The sequence below is a fragment of the Microlunatus parietis genome (assembly GCF_013407955.1).
Taxonomy (GTDB): Bacteria; Actinomycetota; Actinomycetes; order Propionibacteriales; family Propionibacteriaceae; genus Microlunatus; species Microlunatus parietis.
Genome location: NZ_JACCBU010000001.1, coordinates 7,146,486 through 7,163,540, shown reverse-complemented (window position 1 = coordinate 7,163,540; position 17,055 = coordinate 7,146,486). Strand labels below are relative to the sequence as shown.

Sequence of the window (17,055 nt, the reverse complement as noted above, 5' to 3'; positions counted from 1 at the left end):
CCCTCGGCAGGGACTCAGCGCCGGTGGAGCAGGCGGCGGAAGCGGGTGCTGAGGGTCGACCGTACGGTCACCGTGTGGTCGGTCTTCGTGGTGCGGCCGCTGAACCGCACCTGGATCGTGTACGTGCCCGGGGCGATCGCCGCCGCCGCGGTACGGATCCGGGCCCGGCCGTCCGAACCGAGCAGGGTCGCGCTGAGCTCGACCGGCTCCCGGTCGTCGTCGGGGACCAGCCGGACCGTGCCGGGCAGGGCCGTACAGCCGTGCACGTGGACGCCCGGCACCCCGAGCTCCAGTACCGAGCCGCCGTCGGACGGGAGCAGGTCGACGGTCGCGTCGGGCGAGGCCGCCCCCGCCGCGACGGTACGGAAGCGCTCCCCCACGTCCAGCGACAGGCCGCCGCTCCGGTTGGTATAGGCGATCACCGCCGTCCCGTCGATCAAGGCCGGCAGCACGAGCCCGTCCGGTCCGGGCGCGGCGTGGTGGAACCGGCGGTCCAGGGCGGTGGTGCTGAGGCTGACGTCGTACGGCTGCTGCCCCAGCGGCCGGCCGAAGATCGCGGTCCCGATCTCGACGGCCGCCGTGTGCCGGCCCTTGATCACGAACCGGTCGCCGGCCGGCTCCAGCGCCAGCGGGCCGGGTTCGCCGACGTGCCAGTCCTCCCGGGTGTCCCGCGCCTTCAGCCCGAACTGGAGCAGCCCGGTGTCCGCCGAGCCGGCGAAGTCGAGTTGATCTTGACCGAGTGCCGCCCGGACGGCGGCGTCCGGCTCCCGCTGCAGCCGCCCGTCCGCGGTCCGGGTCAGGATCAGCGGCGCTCCCTCGTACCGCAGCTGTGACTCGATGGTCAGCAGCAGCCGCGGTCCCTGCCAGGACACAGCGACCGCGACCGCCGACGCGCTGACACCGCGTTCGATCAGCGCCAGCCGCCGCGCCGTGTCGAGGTCACCGGTCCGCAGGCAGCGCGAACGGGCGCGGACCGGCGGCGTCAGTCCAGCGTCCAGGCGCTCCGGGATCAGCTCCTCGGCCAGCGCGCGGGCCCGCTCCGTCTCGTACTCCAGGCGCTGCGGCCGCGCGGTCAGCATCCACGCGCCGAGCCGATCCAGGAACCGGCCCCGGTAGAGGTGCAGCAGCACCTCGTCGCGCCGCGGCCCGGGCGGCAGCAGGTCGGCGCTGGAGCGGACCAGGTCGGTCAGGTTGCGCCACTTCTCCTCCACGTCGACCCCGAACGTGGTCGAGGTGCCGGCCTCCCGCTTCATCCAGTGGTAGCAGGCCCGGCTGCCGAAGACGGCGACCCGGGCACCGCGGGCGTACGCGAGTAGGTTGAACCGGACGTCCTCCCAGAGCAGCCGCCGCCGCTCGTCGAAGCGCACGTGCTGCTCCCGCAGGAAGTCCCGGCGGTAGAGCTTGTGCGGCGTCAGCGGCAGCAGGTCGGCCAGTGCGGACTCGGGCGCCGGGGCCCGGTCCTGGTCGTAGGTGTCCCAGCCCCAGCCCCACCCCTTGGTCCGGGCCTCCTTGACGTTCACCACGTCGGCCTGGTGCCGGTGTCCGAAGGCGTACGCGTGCTCCAGGCCGTCCGGGAACAGCACATCGTCGTGATCCAGGTAGAGCACGTACTCGCCGGACGCCTGGTCGGTGCCGACGTTGCGCGGCCGGCCCGGCCAGCCGGAGTTGGGGATCTGCCGGGCGATCGTGTGGGGCCGCTCAGCGGCGAGCTTCTGAAGCCGTGCGTACGTGTCGTCCGGCGACCCGTCGTCGACGAAGATCAACTCGAATGCGTCCGCGGGCAGCGTCAGCCGGTCGACCGACTCCACCAGCATCCCGAGGTGGTCCGGCTCCGTCCGGTACGTCGGTACGACAAGGCTTACGCAGGTCCGCATCCCCAGCCTCGATTTCGTTCTCCGGCAGTCCGCCAAGTATCACCGCAGATGTCGCGGGGCGCGGGGATTTGCGCAGAGAATCAGGGTCGAGACGCGGGCTTTCTGGGGTCAGGCGTACGCGGCGCCGAGCGAGGCGCCGAGCCGCTCGGACAGCTGGGCCTGCACCTCGTGCGCCGGAGTGCCGGCCCGGACGCCGTTCAGCGTGTCCCAGAGGTCGGACTGCATGACCCGCTCCGGGGCCTGCGCGCCGAGCCGGTCGATCAGCTGGATCGGCACCGGCTGCGGGTCGGGCCTGCGGAACTCGGCCAGGATCTCGGTGAAGTTGTCGGCCAGCACCGTGTTCTCCGGGTCCAGGCCGGTGACCAGCAGCAGCCCGGTCGGCCGGACGTCGATCGCGACGACGGTCAGGTCCGGGCGGTACCGGCGCAGCACCTCGACCATCGAGTACACGTCGCCGGTCCAGAGCCGGGTGTGCTTGACCCGGGCGGCCTCGTCGACCGTGTTCGGCATCATGTCGTCGAAGAAGATGACGCCCCTGGTCGAGCTGTACCGTTCGGCGTTGATGAAGTCGCGGAGGGCGTACTCGAAGAGGTGCATGCCGTCGATGAAGGCCAGTTCGAACGGCCGGCCGCCGGTCGCCGCCAGCGGGTCGGGCTGGCTGAAGTAGGCGTCGCTCGTGGTCCGGAACAGGGACACGTCGCAGTGCAACTCGGACTTGATCGTGAACGCCGGGTCGATCCCGATCGCGCGGCAGCGGGCCAGCGCGAGACTGGTCCCGGTCCGTACGCCGATCTCAAGATAGGTGGCCGGGTTCAGCTTCCGGTGCGCGTATTCCAGGACCTCGAGATACCTCATCGGCACAACTTATCCCCTCTTCACTTTCGGTTCACGTTCTCGTCACCGAACACGACGTCGACCACGCGCGCGGCCGCCTGGCCGTCGTCGCGCGGGTTGAACTTGGCCACCCAGGCCGCATAGGCGTCCGCGTGCTCGGCGTGCTTCGCGTCCGCGTTGCGAACGTTCTCGACCAACTCCTCCGGCGTGTACGACAGCGGCCCGGGCGCGCTCTCGGCCAGGTCGAAGTAGAGCCCGCGGCGGCGGTCCCGGTAGTCGTCGTAGTCGGGCACGAAGAACTGGATCGGCTTCCCGGTCACCGTGTAGTCGAACATGATCGACGAGTAGTCGGTGATCACCAGGTCGGCCGCCAGCAGCAGATCGTTCAGCAGCGGGTACGAGGTCGCGTCGATGATGTTACTGCCGAACACGCGGGCCCCCGGGCGCAGCGAGTTGGTGTGGCCGCGGAGCAGGAAGACGTAGTCCGGCCCGAGCTGTCGGCCCAGCCATTCCAGGTCGAGGTAGCCGACGACGTGTCCCTCGCCGTCACGCCAGGTCGGCGCGTACAAGATCACCTTCTGGTCCGGCCGCAGGCCCAGCCCCTCTCGGATCGCGGCGACCTGCTCCGGCGGCGTGGTCACCAGCGTGTCGTTGCGCGGGTAGCCGAGCTCCAGCAGCGGGCCCTCGTAGAAGTAGGCCTCCCGGAAGATCTCCGCCGCGTACGAGTTCTGCGCCAGCAGGTAGTCCCAGTCCGAGGACAGCGCGACCTGCAGCTTCTTGTAATTGGCCCGGTCCCGGTTCACCGGGCGGTCGTTGCCGAGCAGCTTCAGCGGCGTGCCGTGCCAGGTCTGGACGACGGTCTGGCCGGGCCGCTTGTGCTGGCGCAGCGGGATCGGCGCGCCGCAGTTGTGGAAGAAGTACGAGGCCTTGCCGAGCACCTCGAACCACTCCCGGCTCTTCCAGAGCAGCGGCGTGGCGCCCTCGGGCAGCGGCACCGAGTAGTCCGCCACCGTCCAGTAGAGGGTGCGGTCGGTGCCGCGCCGGACCAGTTCCTCGTGGATGGCGCGCGGGCTGTCAGTCGCGCTGCGGGCGTAGAAGCTCTCGAAGTAGACCGAGCCGTCGCGCTCGGACGGGGTGGACCAGTAGCGGTCCCGCTGCTGGCGGAACGCGTACAGGCCGGCCTCGTCGACCCGCAGCGGGGGCGCGATGTGCACCGACGGGACGTCCTTGCCGCCGCGGCCCAGCGTCGCGTTGAGCCGGCTCGACTCGAACTCGACCGGCAGGTCGGCGATCGCCTCCGGGGCCAGCCTGACGTCGATCGGCTCGCCGCCGGCCAAGGCCCAGAGCCGGTAGTGGCCGATCGACAGCGGCGCCACCGGCCCGTTCCAGAAGCTCGCCTCGAGGTTGACGGTCAGGGTGAAGCTGCGCCGCTGCCAGGTCAGGTCGGCCGGCACCGCGCCGAGCGGCCCGCGCAGTTCGAGGGTCACCGTCTCCGGGTCGACGTCCTCGGCGACCCAGCCGGCGGCCCGGATCCGCGGGGCGCCGGGATCGTAGGCGACCCATTCGTTGATCATCACCGGCGCCGTGGCCGGGCGCGGCGGTTCGCCGTCCTTGCGGACGATCGTCAGGCCGTCGGTCTTGGACCAGACCGGCTGTAGGTGCCGCGGCGCCTGGTCCGGTCCGGCGCCGCCGGCGGACGGGGCGAGGCTGCCGGCGGAGCCCTGGTCCTGCCGGCCGGTGACCGTACCCTCGAGCTTCGAACTCTGCCGGGTCAGGGCGCAGCGAACCGTGAGCTGCTCGGTGTCGGCGCTGGTCAGCAGCGGCTTCAGGTCGACCACCGCCTTGAAGCCGGAGCCGCTGCGGTCGTGCTTGTCGTCGGCCGCGTACAGGTTCGCCCGCAGGTCGACCCGCTGCTCGACGGTCGCCTCCACCGACAGGTCGCCGCCGGCCAGCCAGAGCCGGAGCTGGGGCGGGTTGATCGTCGCGGGCAGCTTGCTGCCGTACGCCCAGCCGGTGAGTTCGTACGTCGCCGGGCCGAGCCAGCGGACCCCGGCGACCACGAACACCAGATCGCCGAAGTTGATCTTGGACGCGGCCGCCTTCTTGGCCGGCTGCGGCGCCGCCTTCTTGGCCGGGGCCTTCTTGGCGGCGGGCGGCGGGGCCGCGGCCTTGCGGGCGCTGTCGTATCGGCGGAGCAGGCCGTTCAGCACCGGAGTCCGTTTGGCCACGCGGCGGAGCCGCCGTTTCAGCCGGGTCACGGAGCTCCGACGTTCGCCTGTCCTCGCCATGGCGGGGAAGTTTACGGGCGATGTGCCCGCAGCGGGGCCAACGGTGTCCACGGCGCGCCAGGAACCGGCGACGGAGCGGGGAATCGCCGTTAAGGTTGATCCGATGTCGCACTCCGTCTCGGTCGTGGTGTATGCGGACCGCCCCGCCCAGGAGTTGTCCGCCACCCTGGCCTCACTCGATGCCCAGTCGCTGCCCGCCGCGCGGCTGCAGGTCATCCTGGCCACCGGCAACGGCGAGTTGGCCCGGCGCCTCGACCGCTACGCGCAGCACCGGCCGAACGTCCTGGTCCACCACAACCCCGGGCCGGCCGAGGCGTCGAAGCACGGCGCCGCGGCGCTGGCCAGCGGCGACTGGACGCTGATCCTCGGCCCGAGCGTGATGGAACGCAGGGCCCGGGTGCTGCCGGAGGCGCTGGAGCGACTGACCCGGTACGCGGCGGAACAGGATCTGGACCGGCTGACCGGCCGGGTCGCCTACCGCAGCGCGGCCGGGATCCTGGACGGCCTGTTCGGCGAGAACTCGGTCTGGTCCGGAGACGTACCGGATCGTCCGGAGCCGTTCGTGCTGTACCGGACCGCGGTCCTGACCGATCCGCGCCGGCACACCCGCCGCGGCGGCGTGCTGGCCGACTACCCCGCCCTCTATCTGGATCCGCGGCCCAGCAACACGCCGCCGATCACCCGGTCCGGCGTGGCCGCCCGCTGGGTCGACGGCCGGCTCCGGGTCGAGGTGACGCTGCGATCCGAGGCGGCCGCGATGGCGGTCGCGGACCGGCGGCTCCATGATCAACAACTGCGGTTCGCCGTCCACCACCCGGCGTCCGGCCTGGACTTCTGGCTGCCCACCGACGCGCCGCGGCCGGACGACCCGGACTCCGACAAGCGGGTGGCGCGGGCCGAACTCGATCCGCGCCGGGCCGCTCTTGGCGAGCCGCTGGCCCCGGGCGTCTGGGAACTCTGGGTCTCGGTGATCAGCCCGGACCACACCGGCTGCCGGCTCCGGATCCCGGCCGCCGACGCACCGTCCGCGGTGCTGGACGGCCTGCTGGTCGCGACCGCCCGGCACGGCGACGGCCTCGCCGTCGACGTCGGCGCCACTCGCTACCCGGCCCTCGGTGCGCTGCCGGCCGACGGCGCCGAGGTCACCGAGAGCGTCCGCGGCACCCGGGCCCGGCTGATGGTGCCGTCCCTCCACGTCACCGGTGCGGCCGCGATCCGCGGCCAGCTGGTCCAGCGCGACGCGGCCGCCCCGGCCACCCTGATCTGCGCCGACGGCCAGGCCCGGGTGGAGAGCTACCTGTCCGGCCTCGCCGGCACCAACTCGCTGGCCGTCGCGTTCGGCGGCGCGAAGCCCGCCGAGACCGGCCTCAGCCTGCGCATCGACCCGTCCGGCAGCATGGCCGTCATCGCGACCCCGAAGCCGCCCCGCCCCCGCGTCATCCCCGCCCCGGTCGCCCCCGAACCCGAACCGCCCTCGGACCGCCCCCGCCGGACCTCCCCGAAGCCCCCGCCCACGGTGCTGACCCGCCTCCGCCACCGCATCCCCGCCTTCCTCGAGCCCGCGGCGCAACGCCTCTCCCACAACCCGGCCGCCCGAGCCTTCTACCGCCGAGTCAACCGCTCCCTCCGCCCCCGCCACTAAGGAACCGCCGACGGAACTGGTCGAGTGGCGAGAAATCGACGCACTTCGATGAGATCCAGGTCGTTTTCTCGCCACGCGATCCCTGATCGCGAGCAGTTCATGCTGCCCGCACCGGCGCCGGGTCCGCTCGCTCTATCCGACCGGGCACCTCAGCAGCGACACGCCGCCCAAACGCCTGCTTTTGTGACCGGTCGCTGGATCGGCGGGTCAGCGGGCGAAGGCGGGGCCGAGGTGTGTGGAGAGGCAGCCGGCTACCTGTTGCTGGACCATCACGGGGCCGTCGGTGGGCGACGCTTCGCGGAGGACGGACCAGAGGTCGGACTCGAGGACGCGGGCGGCCGGTTGGGCGTCCAGGCGGTCGAGCAGGTCGGCTGGGACCTGCTGCGGGTCGGTGGCTCGGAACTCGGAGACGATCTGGTCGTAGCGGGCGGCCAGCACGGTGTTGGTCGGGTCCAGGCCGGCCAGCAGCAGCATCCCGGTCGGCTCGGTGGCCAGCGGTACGACAGCGAGGTCCGGCCGATACGTCCGCAGCACGCCGATCAGCTGGTACGCGTCGCCGGTCCAGACCCCGGTGTGCCGCACTCGGGCGGCCTCGTCGACGTTGCGCGGCAGCACCCCGTCGAGCAGGATCACCCCGCGCGGCGAGCTGCAGCGCTCGACGTTGATCACGTCCCGGAGCACGAACTCGAAGAGGTGCAGCCCGTCCACGTACGCCAGGTCGAACGGCCGCCCGCCGGTCGGCTCCAGCGGGTCGGGCCGGTTGAAGTAGTCGTCGCTCGTGGTCCGGAACAGGGCCACGTCGCAGCGCAGCTCCGCCTCGATGGCGTACTGCGGATCGATCCCGATCGCCTGGCAGCGGGCCAGGGCCAGACTGTGTCCCTGACGTACCCCGATCTCGAGGTAGCGCTCCGGCTGCAGCCGCCGATGGATCTCCGCCAGCACCTCCAGGGACTTCATCGCGCAACGGTATCGCGGCAGAAGGTTTCCCGGTGGCGCCCACACGGCGACGTCCAGGTGACGCCACGGCGTGTTCCACATGTCCCACGGCGGAACAGTTAGAGTTCGTCCGGTGACAAGCTTGCGTAACGTCGCCGTGATCCTGGCCGGAGGCATCGGCACCCGGGTCGGCATGAGCATCCCCAAACAGTTGATCAAGGTCGCCGGGAAGCCGATCATCGAGCACACCCTGGCCACTTTCCAGGCGTCGCCGCTGATCGACGAGATCCTCGTGCTGATGACCCCGGGCTACCTGGACGAGATCCGGGCCATCGTCAAGAAGGGCGGCTACGACAAGGTCAGCCAGATCCTGGAGGGGGCCGGCGCGGGCGGCACCCGCAACGACACCACCGCCATCGCGCTCAACGCGCTCGGCGACGAGGATTGCAACGTGCTGCTGCACGACGCGGTCCGGCCGCTGGTGTCGCAGACGATCATCGCGGCGAACGTCGAGGCGCTGCGCACCCACCAGGCGGTGGACACCGCGATCCCGTCGGCGGACACGGTGATCATGGTCGACGATCCCGGCGCCCGGATGACCGACGTACTGCCCCGGCATCTGCTGCGCCGCGGCCAGACGCCGCAGTCGTTCCGGCTCTCCACGATCAGGGCGGCGTACGCGAAGGCGGCCGAGGACCCGAACTTCATGGCGACCGACGACTGCACCGTCGTCCTGCGCTACCTGCCGGACGTCGAGATCGCCGTCGTCGCCGGCCACGAGCGCAACATGAAGGTCACCGAGCCGATCGACATCTCCCTTGCGGACAAGCTGTTCCAGTTGGCCTCGGCCGATCGCCCGGAGCCGCTCAGCGACGACGAGTACCGGCGCCGGCTGGCCGGAAAGATCATGGTCGTCTTCGGCGGCTCGTACGGGATCGGCCACGACATCGCCGAGCTCGCCGCGGGCTACGGCGCGACCGTGCGCGCGTTCTCCCGCTCCTCGACCGACACCCACGTCGAGCGCCGGGCTGACATCACGAAGGCCGCCGAGGAGGTCATCGCGAAGGACGGCCGGGTCGACTTCGTGGTCAACACGGCCGGCATCCTGCCGCTCGGCGAACTGGCCGAATACTCGGAGGAGGCGATCTACGCGGCGACGGAGATCAACTACCTGGCGCCGGTGTTCATCGCCCAGGAGTTCTTCCCGCACCTGGCCGCGAGCCACGGATCGCTGCTGCTGTTCACCTCGTCCTCCTACACCCGCGGCCGGTCCGGCTACTCGCTCTATTCGTCGGCGAAGGCGGCGGTGGTCAATCTGACCCAGGCGCTGGCCGACGAGTGGGCCGACGCCGGGGTACGGGTGAACTGCCTGAATCCGGAACGGACGGGTACGCCGATGCGCACGAAGGCGTTCGGCGACGAGCCGCCCGGCACGCTGCTCACCTCGGCAGAGGTCGCCCGGCAGTCGCTGGACGTGCTGCTCTCCGGCCAGTCCGGCCACGTGATCGACATCCGCCGCTCAGAGGGCCCGGCCGCGCTCGAAAACGGCTGACCATCAGGGCCAGCGGTCGCCCCACTCGACCTTCCTGGCCGTGCGGTAGTCGTCCTTGGCCCGCTTCGTGATCTTGGTCCGCTCGATCCCCGGCGGCACCGTGCACAGCGTCAGATCCACCTGCCCCTTGGCATATCCGGGATGCCGGACGATCCGAGCCGGCGCCGGCGCGACCGGTTCCCGGGTCGCGACCAGGTAGCTGAACTTCTCGTCCTCGTAGGAGAGCTCGGCGTTCTTGATCACCCGGTGGGTGGCCGAGCGCCCGATCCGGACGGCGAAGTGGCACCAGTCGTCGTTGTCGGCCATCGGACACTCCAGGTCGTGCGGACAGGGCGCGGCGATCCGCAGCCCGGCCGTGATCAACTGGTCCCGGGCGTCCAGGACCCGGCGATAGCCCGCCTTGGTGCCGGGCTCGATGATCGCGATCGTGGCGCCCGCGTCGGCCAGCTTGGTGATCATGGTCCGGCGCGACGCCGGGTCCAGCTCGCCGAGCACGTACGAGATCGTGATCAGATCGGCTTCCGGCAAGATCAGCGCATCGTCCAGCAGGGAACGGATCCAGGCCGTCCCGCCGACCGGACCGTCGGCGCCGGCCAGCAACCGGCGGCCCACCGTGATCATGGCCGGCGCCTGCTCGATCACCCGGTGCTCGGCGATTCCGGGCCAGGTCTGCGCAGCCGCCCAGACCGCTCCTCCGGTGCCGCCGCCGAGATCGACGTGCCGCTCCGGCCGGAAGTCCGGCAGCGCCGCTGCCGCCTGGTGCAGCGCCGACCGGACGGCGGCGAAGGTGGCCGGCATCCGGTACAGCGCATAGGCGGCCGCCTGCTCCTCGGCCGCCACGATCGGCGCGCCGGCCGGCGCCGGGCGGTCGGCCTGGTAGCGGTCGATCAGCCGCCCGGTCAGGTCGGCCAGCCGAGCGGTCGGCAGCGAACCGGCCAGCCGCTGCAGGCCCTCGGCCAGCGGTTCCGGCAGTGGCTGCACCGCACCGTCCTTCATGATCGACTCGGTCCCCGGATCTGGTCCCGACTCTACGATAGGGAAGATGGAGCGGTTCGACGTGATCATCGTCGGCGCGGGCATCTCCGGGATCGGGGCCGCGTGTCAGCTCCGGCGGCGCCGCCCGGGCCGGACGTTCGCGGTGCTCGAGTCGCGGGACCGGATCGGCGGGACCTGGGACCTGTTCCGCTATCCGGGCGTGCGTTCGGACTCGGACATGTTCACCCTCGGCTATGCGTTCCGGCCGTGGCGCGGGCCGCGGGCGATCGCCGACGGCGCCTCGATCCGCAACTACGTCGAGGACACCGCGCGGGCGTTCGGCGTGGACCGCGAGATCCGGTTCGGTCACCGGGTGCGGGCGGCGGACTGGGACGACACGGCGGCGCAATGGACGGTCACGGTCGAACACGGCGGCGAACTCCGCACGCTGTCCTGCCGCTGGCTCGCGCTGTGCGCCGGCTATTACGACTTCGAGGCCGGTCACCGGCCCGACTTCCCCGGCGAGCAGGAGTTCCGCGGGCGGATCGTCCATCCGCAGCAGTGGCCGGCGGACCTTGATCACGACGGCAAGCGGGTGATCGTGATCGGCAGTGGCGCGACCGCGATGACGCTGGTTCCGGCGCTGGCCCGGACCGCGGCGAAGGTGATCATGGTGCAGCGCACGCCGAGCTACGTGGTGTCCCAGCCGCGGGACGACCCGTTCGCCGAGCGGCTGCCCGGCTGGCTGCCGAGCCGGCTCCGGCCGTGGCTGGTCCGCTGGCGGAATCTGCTGCTGACGCAGGCCTCCTACGAGTTGTCCCGCCGCCGGCCGGAGGAGATGAAGGCGCGGCTCCGCCGTGGTCTGCGGCACGCCCTGCCGGAGCCGTACGACCTGGACACGCATTTCACACCGCCCTATCAGCCGTGGGACCAGCGGCTCTGCGTCGTCCCGGACGGCGACCTGTTCCACGCGATCAACGAGGGCCGGGTCGAGGTCGTCACGGGCCGGATCGACACCTTCACCCCGACCGGGCTGCGGCTGCGCTCCGGCCGCGAGCTGGACGCCGAGTTGATCATCACCGCGACCGGCCTGACGGTACGGATCGCTGGCGGCATCCGGCTCAGCGTCGACGGCGTCCCGGTCGATCCGGGCCGTACGGTGACGTACCGCGGCGTCATGCTCTGCGGCGTGCCGAACCTGAGCCTGGTGATCGGCTACGTCAACGCCTCCTGGACGCTGCGGGCCGACCTGGTCAGCGGCTACCTGGTCCGGCTGCTGCGCCTGATGGACCGGCGCGGCTTCGACCGGGTGGTGCCGGAGCCGCCGAAGGGTGATCTGGGCGACCGGCCGCTGCTCGATCTCCGCTCCGGCTACATCGCCCGGGCCGCCGCAGCGCTGCCCAAGCAAGGCAAGCGGTCGCCGTGGCTGATCCACCAGAACTACCTGCGCGAGCTCTGGCCGCTGCGCTTCCGGCCGCTGCGCTTCCGGCCGCTGCGCGACGGCATCCTGCAGTTCCGCCGGCGGGCCGCTCCTGATCATGGCCGGTCCCCCGTTGATCATGATCGAGCGGCGAACGGCTCGCGTACCAACTCGCCGACCGGAGCCCGCGGCTCGCCCTGATCGACCGGGACGCCGAGCTGCTGGGCCGTGTCGCCCCAGCGCTCGGGCAGCGGACGGCGGTGACCTGCTACCTGGCCGACCTCGCCGACCCGGCCGCGACCGAGCGGCTGGCCACCGACCTGGCCCGGTCAACCTGCACGCGACGGTAACCCTCTGCCGCGCCCTGATCCCCGTGGTCCGCTCCCATCCGGGTTCCCATCTGGTCAACGTTTCCAGCCTGTTCGGCCTGATCGCGCCGGCCGGGCAGGCGGCCTATGCGACCAGCAAGTTCGCGGTCCGCGGCTTCACCGAGTCGCTGCGCGCCGAGCGGACCCCGGCGGTCGGCGTCACGGTGGTCCATCCGGGCGGCATCCGGACCGGGATCGCCCCCACCGTGCCCGACCTGCTCGCCCGGATCACACCCGGCCACTACCCCGCCGCGCTGTCGCTCCTGCTGAACCGTCGACGCTGGGCCCGCTGAGCGGAGCCGGCCGGGATTGGCCCGTGATCCTGTGCGGCGATTGGCCCGGGCGCGGGGGCAGCTCGGATCCTAGGCTCCGCCCATGGAGAGCAGATTTCTGGGACGGACCGGGTTGCAGGTCAGTGAGCTCGCGCTCGGCACGATGTCGTTCGGGGACCGAACCGAGGAGGCCGAGGCGCATCGGATGCTGGACGCGTTCGTCGCGGCCGGCGGGACGTTCATCGACACCGCCGACGTCTATCAGCTGGGTGGCTCCGAGACCATCCTCGGTCGCTGGCTGGCGCGGCAGGACCGGGACCGGCTGGTGATCGCCAGCAAGGCGTATGGCGAATCGGTCGCCGGCGGCCCGATGAACGGCGCCGGCCGCAAGCATCTGATCCGGGCGGTCGAGGCGAGCCTGCGCCGGCTGCAGACCGACTATCTCGACCTGTACCAGATCCACGTCTTCGACGATGCGACGCCGATCGAGGAGACGCTCTCGACGCTGGACGGGCTGGTGAGGTCCGGCAAGGTGCGCTTCGTCGGTGCCAGCAACTACACGGGCTGGCAGTTGCAGAAGTCGATTGATCTGGCCCGGCAGCACGGCTGGGAGCCGTTCGTCGCCCTGCAACCGCTCTACAACCTGCTGCAACGTGACGCCGAGTTGGAGCTGCTGCCGATCTGCCGGAACGAAGGACTCGGCGTGATCTGCTGGAGCCCGCTGGACGGCGGCTGGCTGAGCGGCCGCTACACCCGGGACCAGACGGCTCCGCCCGCTGAGAGCCGGTACGCCGAGCAGACCGAGGGCTGGCAACGGAAGGCGACCGAGGACACCTGGCAGGTGGTCGACGCGGTCGCGGCGATCGCCGCCGAGCTCGGCCGGACGCCGTCCCAGGTCGCGCTGCGCTGGCTGCTGCAGCAGCCGGGGGTGACCGCGCCGATCATCGGAGCCAGGACGGTCGGCCAGCTCGAGGACAATCTCGGCGCCGTCGGCTGGTCGCTGACCGATGATCAACTCGCGGCGCTGGACCAGGTCAGTAGCCGGCCGCTGCCCTATCCGTACGCGCTCCAGCGGCTGCCCCAGTTCGTCCGCCGCCCCTGAGCGTCCCGGGGCGTCGTGCGAAGCCGGCTCGGATGCTGCACGATGGTCCGATGCCGATCGCTGAACTGCTCCGCCTGGGCCGTCCCCGGCCGATCGTCCGCTGGGGCGATCCGGTCCTGCACCGGCCTGCCCGACCCGTCACCGATTTCGGTCCGGAGTTGCAGCAGCTGCTGGCCGACATGTTCGCCACCAACCGGGCCGCGAACGGGGCCGGGCTCGCGGCGCAGCAGATCGGTGTGGACCTCGCGGTCTTCGTCTACGACTGCCCGGACCAGACCTGGGAACGCCGGATCGGCGTGGTGTGCAATCCGGTGCTGGACCCGCCCGGACGGCGCAGCCTGATCACCCTGGGCGAGGGCTGCCTGTCACTGCCCGGCGGCGAGGCGGACGTGTCCCGGCCCGAATACGCGACCTGCCGCGGCCAAGATCAATTCGGCGAGCCGGTCGTGATCACCGGCGGCGGCACGCTGGGCCGCTGCCTGCAACACGAGACCGACCACACCCGCGGCACCGTGTACGGCGATCGGCTGAACACCCGCCGCCGCAAGGACCTGTACCGCCAGGCGGCCCGCTACGAAGACCGCTTCCCCGCCGACTGGCCGGTCACCGACGCGACCTGACTGATCGACTGGGGAGCATTCCGCCGCGTACTCCCGGCCGTAGGTGACCCACAGAGATTGGGCGGTGATCATGACCGAGGGAAGACAGCCGGGCGCAGACGCGGCCGCGTTCATCGCGGCGGCCCGCTCGGACGACCCGACGCACTTCGAAATCCTGACCGAGCGCCATCGGCGGGAGCTTCAGCTGCACTGCTACCGGATGCTCGCGAACTACGAGGACGCCCAGGACCTGACCCAGGAGACGTTCCTGCGGGCGTGGCGCAAGCGGGCATCGTTCCAGGGCCGCGCCGCGGTGCGGACCTGGCTCTACCGGATCGCGACGAACGCGTGCCTCGACTTCCTGGAGAAGCGCAACGATCGGACGCCGGTCCCCGCCGGGTTGGCGAACCTCGACGAGGTGCTCTACCTGCAGCCGTACCCGGATCGGATGCTGCCTGAGGACCCGCAGGAATCGGCCGTGGCGCGGGAGACGATCGAGCTCGCGTTCATCGTCGCCGTTCAGCACCTACCGCCGCGGCAGCGGGCGGTGTTCATCCTGCGCGACGTCCTCGGCTGGCCGGCGGCGACCGCCGCCGAGACGCTCGAGCTGACCGTCGGCTCGGTGACCAGCGCGCTGCAACGGGCTCGGGTGACGGTACGGGAGCGGCTGCCCGACCGGCGCCTCGACTGGAGCCGGCCCGCGACCCACGAGCTGTCGGAGGACGAGCGCAGCACGGTGCGGCGCTACCTCGAGGCCCATCAGCGCAACGACCTCGACGGGCTGACGTCCCTGCTGCGCGACGACCTGCGATTCGTCATGCTGCCCGAGGCGGGCACGTCGGTGATCACCGCGAAGGATGCGGTGGACGGCTGGGTCGCCGGCGGGCTCTTCCAGCCCGGTCACGACGACTGGCGCGGCCTGATCACGACGGTCAACCTGATGCCCGCCGTCGCGCTCTACCTCCGCACCCCGGACGAATCGAGGCACCGGCTGTTCGCCGTCTCGGTCCTGCACGTCGTGGATGGCAAGATCACCGAGCTGACCGGGTTCGACGCCGCGGGCAAGTCCTGGCTGGGCCTGCCCGCGACGCTGTGATCATCGCCGCTTCTCGTACCGGGTCATCAGCCGGCCGCCGGGGAACGCCCGCGTCTCCACCAGGGCCAGGTTGACCCAGTTGTCCAGCGTGGTGAAGTACGGGGTGCCGCCGCCGACCAGGACGGGCACGGTGACGAGGACGTACTCGTCGATCAGCCCGGCCTTCATGGCCGCCCCGGCGAGCGTCGCGCCGACGATGTCCATCGGGTCGCCGTCCTCGGCCTTGAGCCGGGTGATCTCGGCGACCGCGTCGCCGCTGACCAGCCGGGAGTTCCAGGCCACCTTGTCGATCGTCGACGAGAAGACGATCTTCGGCCGGTCCCGCCAGCGGCGGGCGAACTCGATCACCGCCGGGGTGGCGCCGGGCTGTTGATCGGCGGTCGGCCAGGTCGAGCTCATCCCGTCCCAGAGCCGGCGCCCGTACAGCGACAGGCCAGGCGCCGCCACCCGGTCGGACCACCATTGGAACAGTTCGTCGCTCGGCGGCGAGCCCGGTTCGTCGTCCCCGCTCCAGCCGATGTCGTCGCCCGGTGCGGCGGTGTAGCCGTCCAGGGTCACGTTCATGGCGTAAGTCAGTTTTCGCATGGCAGGTGCCTTTCGGTGAGTTGATCTTCACCGGTATGGACCACCGCGGTGCGGAAACCTGATCGGTGGGCCCGACAGACTTAGGGCGCCGTGGTCGGGCGGCGGGGGCGGTTGGCGAGGAGTTCGCGGAGCAGGCGGACGGCGGGGACGACCTGGGCGTCGCGGAGGTTGCCGTAGCCGAGGACCAGGGCGGGCGGGTCGGGCGGGCGGTCGGCGGCCCGGTAACGATCATGGTCGACCAGGTGCAGGTCGGCCTCGGCCGCGCGGCGGACAAGATCAGGAACGTCGGTCGCGGGCGGCAGGCCGAGGACCAGGTGCAGGCCGGCGCTCAGCCCCGAGACGGGCAGCTCGGGCAGTTCGGCGGCGAGCCGCTCGACCAGGCGGTCCCGCCGTTTCCGGTACGAGAGCCGGAGCCGCCGGAGTTGCTGGTCGTACCGCCCGGACTCGATCAACTCGGCGAACGCGACCGCATCGACGGTGGACGGCCCGATCCCGTCCAAGGCGGTCGCGACGGGCTCGATCCAGTCCGGCGGCGGCACCAGCCAGCCGAGCCCGAGGGCGGGCGACAGGGTCTTCGACACCGAGCCGAGCAGGGCCACCCGGTCCGGCGCCATCCCTTGCAGGGAAGCGACCTGGGCCCGGTCGTAGCGGAACGGCGCGTCGTAGTCGTCCTCGATGATCAAGCCGTCGACGTCGCGGCACCAGGCCAGCAGCGCGGCGCGCCGGGCCGGCGACAGGGCCACCCCGGACGGGAACTGGTGCGCCGGAGTGATCAACACCGCGCGCACGCCGGCGAGCCCGGTCAGCCGGTCCACCAGCAGGCCGTCGGCGTCCACCGGCACCGGCCGCGGGGTCAGACCGTGCGCCGCGCAGAGGTCCCGCAGCCGGCCCCAGCTCGGGTCCTCGACCGCGATCTCGGTCAGCCCGGCCCGCACCAGTGCCTCGGCCAGCGCCCGCATCCCGGCGCTCGCGCTCGGCACCAGCAAGGTGCCTGCGGCATCGGCGTACGCGTCCCGGGCCCGGCGCAGATAGCCGGCGACCGCCCGCCGGGCCCGCGGATGCCCGGCCGGATAGGCCGCGGCCAACTCCCCCGCCGGCAACCCGCCGATCGCCCGTCGCATCGCCTCGGCCCAGGCCGTCCGCGGAAACAGGTTCAGGTCGGCGATGCCGGGGCCGAGGTCGATCCGCCAGGGCCTCGGATCCGGGTCGGCGACCGGCTCGGCCTCCGCCTGCCAGACCAGGCCGGGGCGGACCCGGGTCGCCGAACCGCTCCGCGCGGTCAGGTAGCCCTCGGCGGTCAGCTGCCCGTACGCCTCGGTGACGGTGGCCCGGGAGATGCCCAACTCGGCGGCGAGGATCCGGCTCGGCGGCAGGGCCGTGTCGCCGGGCAGCCGGCCGTTCCGGATCGCGGCGCGGAGGGCCCGGGCCAGCCGCTGGTAGAGCGGCCCGTCCTCGACCTCCGACAGGTCCAGGACCAGGTCCCAGGCCAGCCGCGGCGCCCGGTCGGCCACG

At 71.8% G+C, this 17,055-nt stretch carries 14 protein-coding genes; 7 read left to right on the top strand and 7 right to left on the bottom strand.

The annotated features are described in order from the left end of the window. Nucleotides 1-14 precede the first annotated feature (14 nt). The 3 genes from BKA15_RS34260 to BKA15_RS34250 all read right to left on the bottom strand — a co-directional run bounded on the left by BKA15_RS34260 (nt 15) and on the right by BKA15_RS34250 (nt 4,996). Nucleotides 15-1,874 carry a glycosyltransferase family A protein gene (locus BKA15_RS34260; protein WP_179758078.1) on the bottom strand — a complete coding sequence of 620 codons (1,860 nt, stop codon included), beginning with the start codon at nt 1,872-1,874 and terminating at the stop codon, nt 15-17. 108 nt (nt 1,875-1,982) lie between these two features. Further along, a complete protein-coding gene (locus BKA15_RS34255; protein WP_179758077.1) occupies nt 1,983-2,729 on the bottom strand; it encodes a class I SAM-dependent methyltransferase in 747 nt (248 codons plus the stop codon). 20 nt (nt 2,730-2,749) lie between these two features. After that, nucleotides 2,750-4,996 (bottom strand): CDP-glycerol glycerophosphotransferase family protein, encoded by a 2,247-nt coding sequence (locus BKA15_RS34250; protein WP_179758076.1) that lies wholly within the window; start codon nt 4,994-4,996, stop codon nt 2,750-2,752. Between the two features lie 103 nt (nt 4,997-5,099). Here BKA15_RS34250 and BKA15_RS34245 point away from each other — a divergent pair, with 103 nt between their 5' ends. Further along, nucleotides 5,100-6,638: a glycosyltransferase family 2 protein gene (locus tag BKA15_RS34245; protein ID WP_179758075.1), complete on the top strand. Its 1,539-nt coding sequence runs from the start codon at nt 5,100-5,102 to the stop codon at nt 6,636-6,638. A 207-nt stretch (nt 6,639-6,845) separates the two neighbouring features. Here the strand turns inward: BKA15_RS34245 and BKA15_RS34240 are convergent, their stop codons facing one another. After that, entirely contained in the window at nt 6,846-7,595 is a 750-nt protein-coding gene (locus BKA15_RS34240) for a class I SAM-dependent methyltransferase (protein ID WP_179758074.1), read from the bottom strand. A gap of 112 nt (nt 7,596-7,707) precedes the next feature. Here BKA15_RS34240 and BKA15_RS34235 point away from each other — a divergent pair, with 112 nt between their 5' ends. Continuing rightward, on the top strand, nt 7,708-9,126 hold the full coding sequence (locus BKA15_RS34235; protein ID WP_312879649.1) for an SDR family NAD(P)-dependent oxidoreductase: 1,419 nt from the start codon (nt 7,708-7,710) through the stop codon (nt 9,124-9,126). Between the two features lie 3 nt (nt 9,127-9,129). Here the strand turns inward: BKA15_RS34235 and BKA15_RS34230 are convergent, their stop codons facing one another. Then, the gene (locus BKA15_RS34230; RefSeq protein ID WP_179758072.1) at nt 9,130-10,122 is read right to left on the bottom strand and encodes a small ribosomal subunit Rsm22 family protein; all 993 of its coding nucleotides are present in this window, start codon (nt 10,120-10,122) and stop codon (nt 9,130-9,132) included. Nucleotides 10,123-10,168: 46 nt separating this feature from the next. On the opposite strand from BKA15_RS34230, the gene BKA15_RS34225 reads away from it, so the two are divergent. From BKA15_RS34225 to BKA15_RS34205, 5 genes are all read left to right on the top strand, one after another. Further along, the gene (locus tag BKA15_RS34225; RefSeq protein ID WP_179758071.1) at nt 10,169-11,722 is read left to right on the top strand and encodes a flavin-containing monooxygenase; all 1,554 of its coding nucleotides are present in this window, start codon (nt 10,169-10,171) and stop codon (nt 11,720-11,722) included. A gap of 172 nt (nt 11,723-11,894) precedes the next feature. Continuing rightward, on the top strand, nt 11,895-12,182 hold the full coding sequence (locus BKA15_RS37155; RefSeq protein WP_312879647.1) for an SDR family NAD(P)-dependent oxidoreductase: 288 nt from the start codon (nt 11,895-11,897) through the stop codon (nt 12,180-12,182). Between the two features lie 82 nt (nt 12,183-12,264). Further along, complete coding sequence (locus BKA15_RS34215; RefSeq protein ID WP_179758069.1) at nt 12,265-13,263, top strand: aldo/keto reductase; 999 nt, start codon at nt 12,265-12,267, stop codon at nt 13,261-13,263. 50 nt (nt 13,264-13,313) lie between these two features. Next, on the top strand, nt 13,314-13,883 hold the full coding sequence (gene def / locus BKA15_RS34210; protein ID WP_179758068.1) for a peptide deformylase: 570 nt from the start codon (nt 13,314-13,316) through the stop codon (nt 13,881-13,883). 70 nt (nt 13,884-13,953) lie between these two features. Beyond that, the gene (locus BKA15_RS34205; RefSeq protein WP_179758883.1) at nt 13,954-14,958 is read left to right on the top strand and encodes an RNA polymerase subunit sigma-70; all 1,005 of its coding nucleotides are present in this window, start codon (nt 13,954-13,956) and stop codon (nt 14,956-14,958) included. On the opposite strand, the gene BKA15_RS34200 is transcribed toward BKA15_RS34205, so the two are convergent. Beyond that, a complete protein-coding gene (locus tag BKA15_RS34200; protein WP_179758067.1) occupies nt 14,959-15,543 on the bottom strand; it encodes a dihydrofolate reductase family protein in 585 nt (194 codons plus the stop codon). Nucleotides 15,544-15,623: 80 nt separating this feature from the next. Continuing rightward, nucleotides 15,624-17,054, bottom strand: a complete 1,431-nt coding sequence (gene pdxR / locus BKA15_RS34195; RefSeq protein WP_179758066.1) for a MocR-like pyridoxine biosynthesis transcription factor PdxR — start codon at nt 17,052-17,054, stop codon at nt 15,624-15,626. Nucleotide 17,055: the final 1 nt, after the last annotated feature.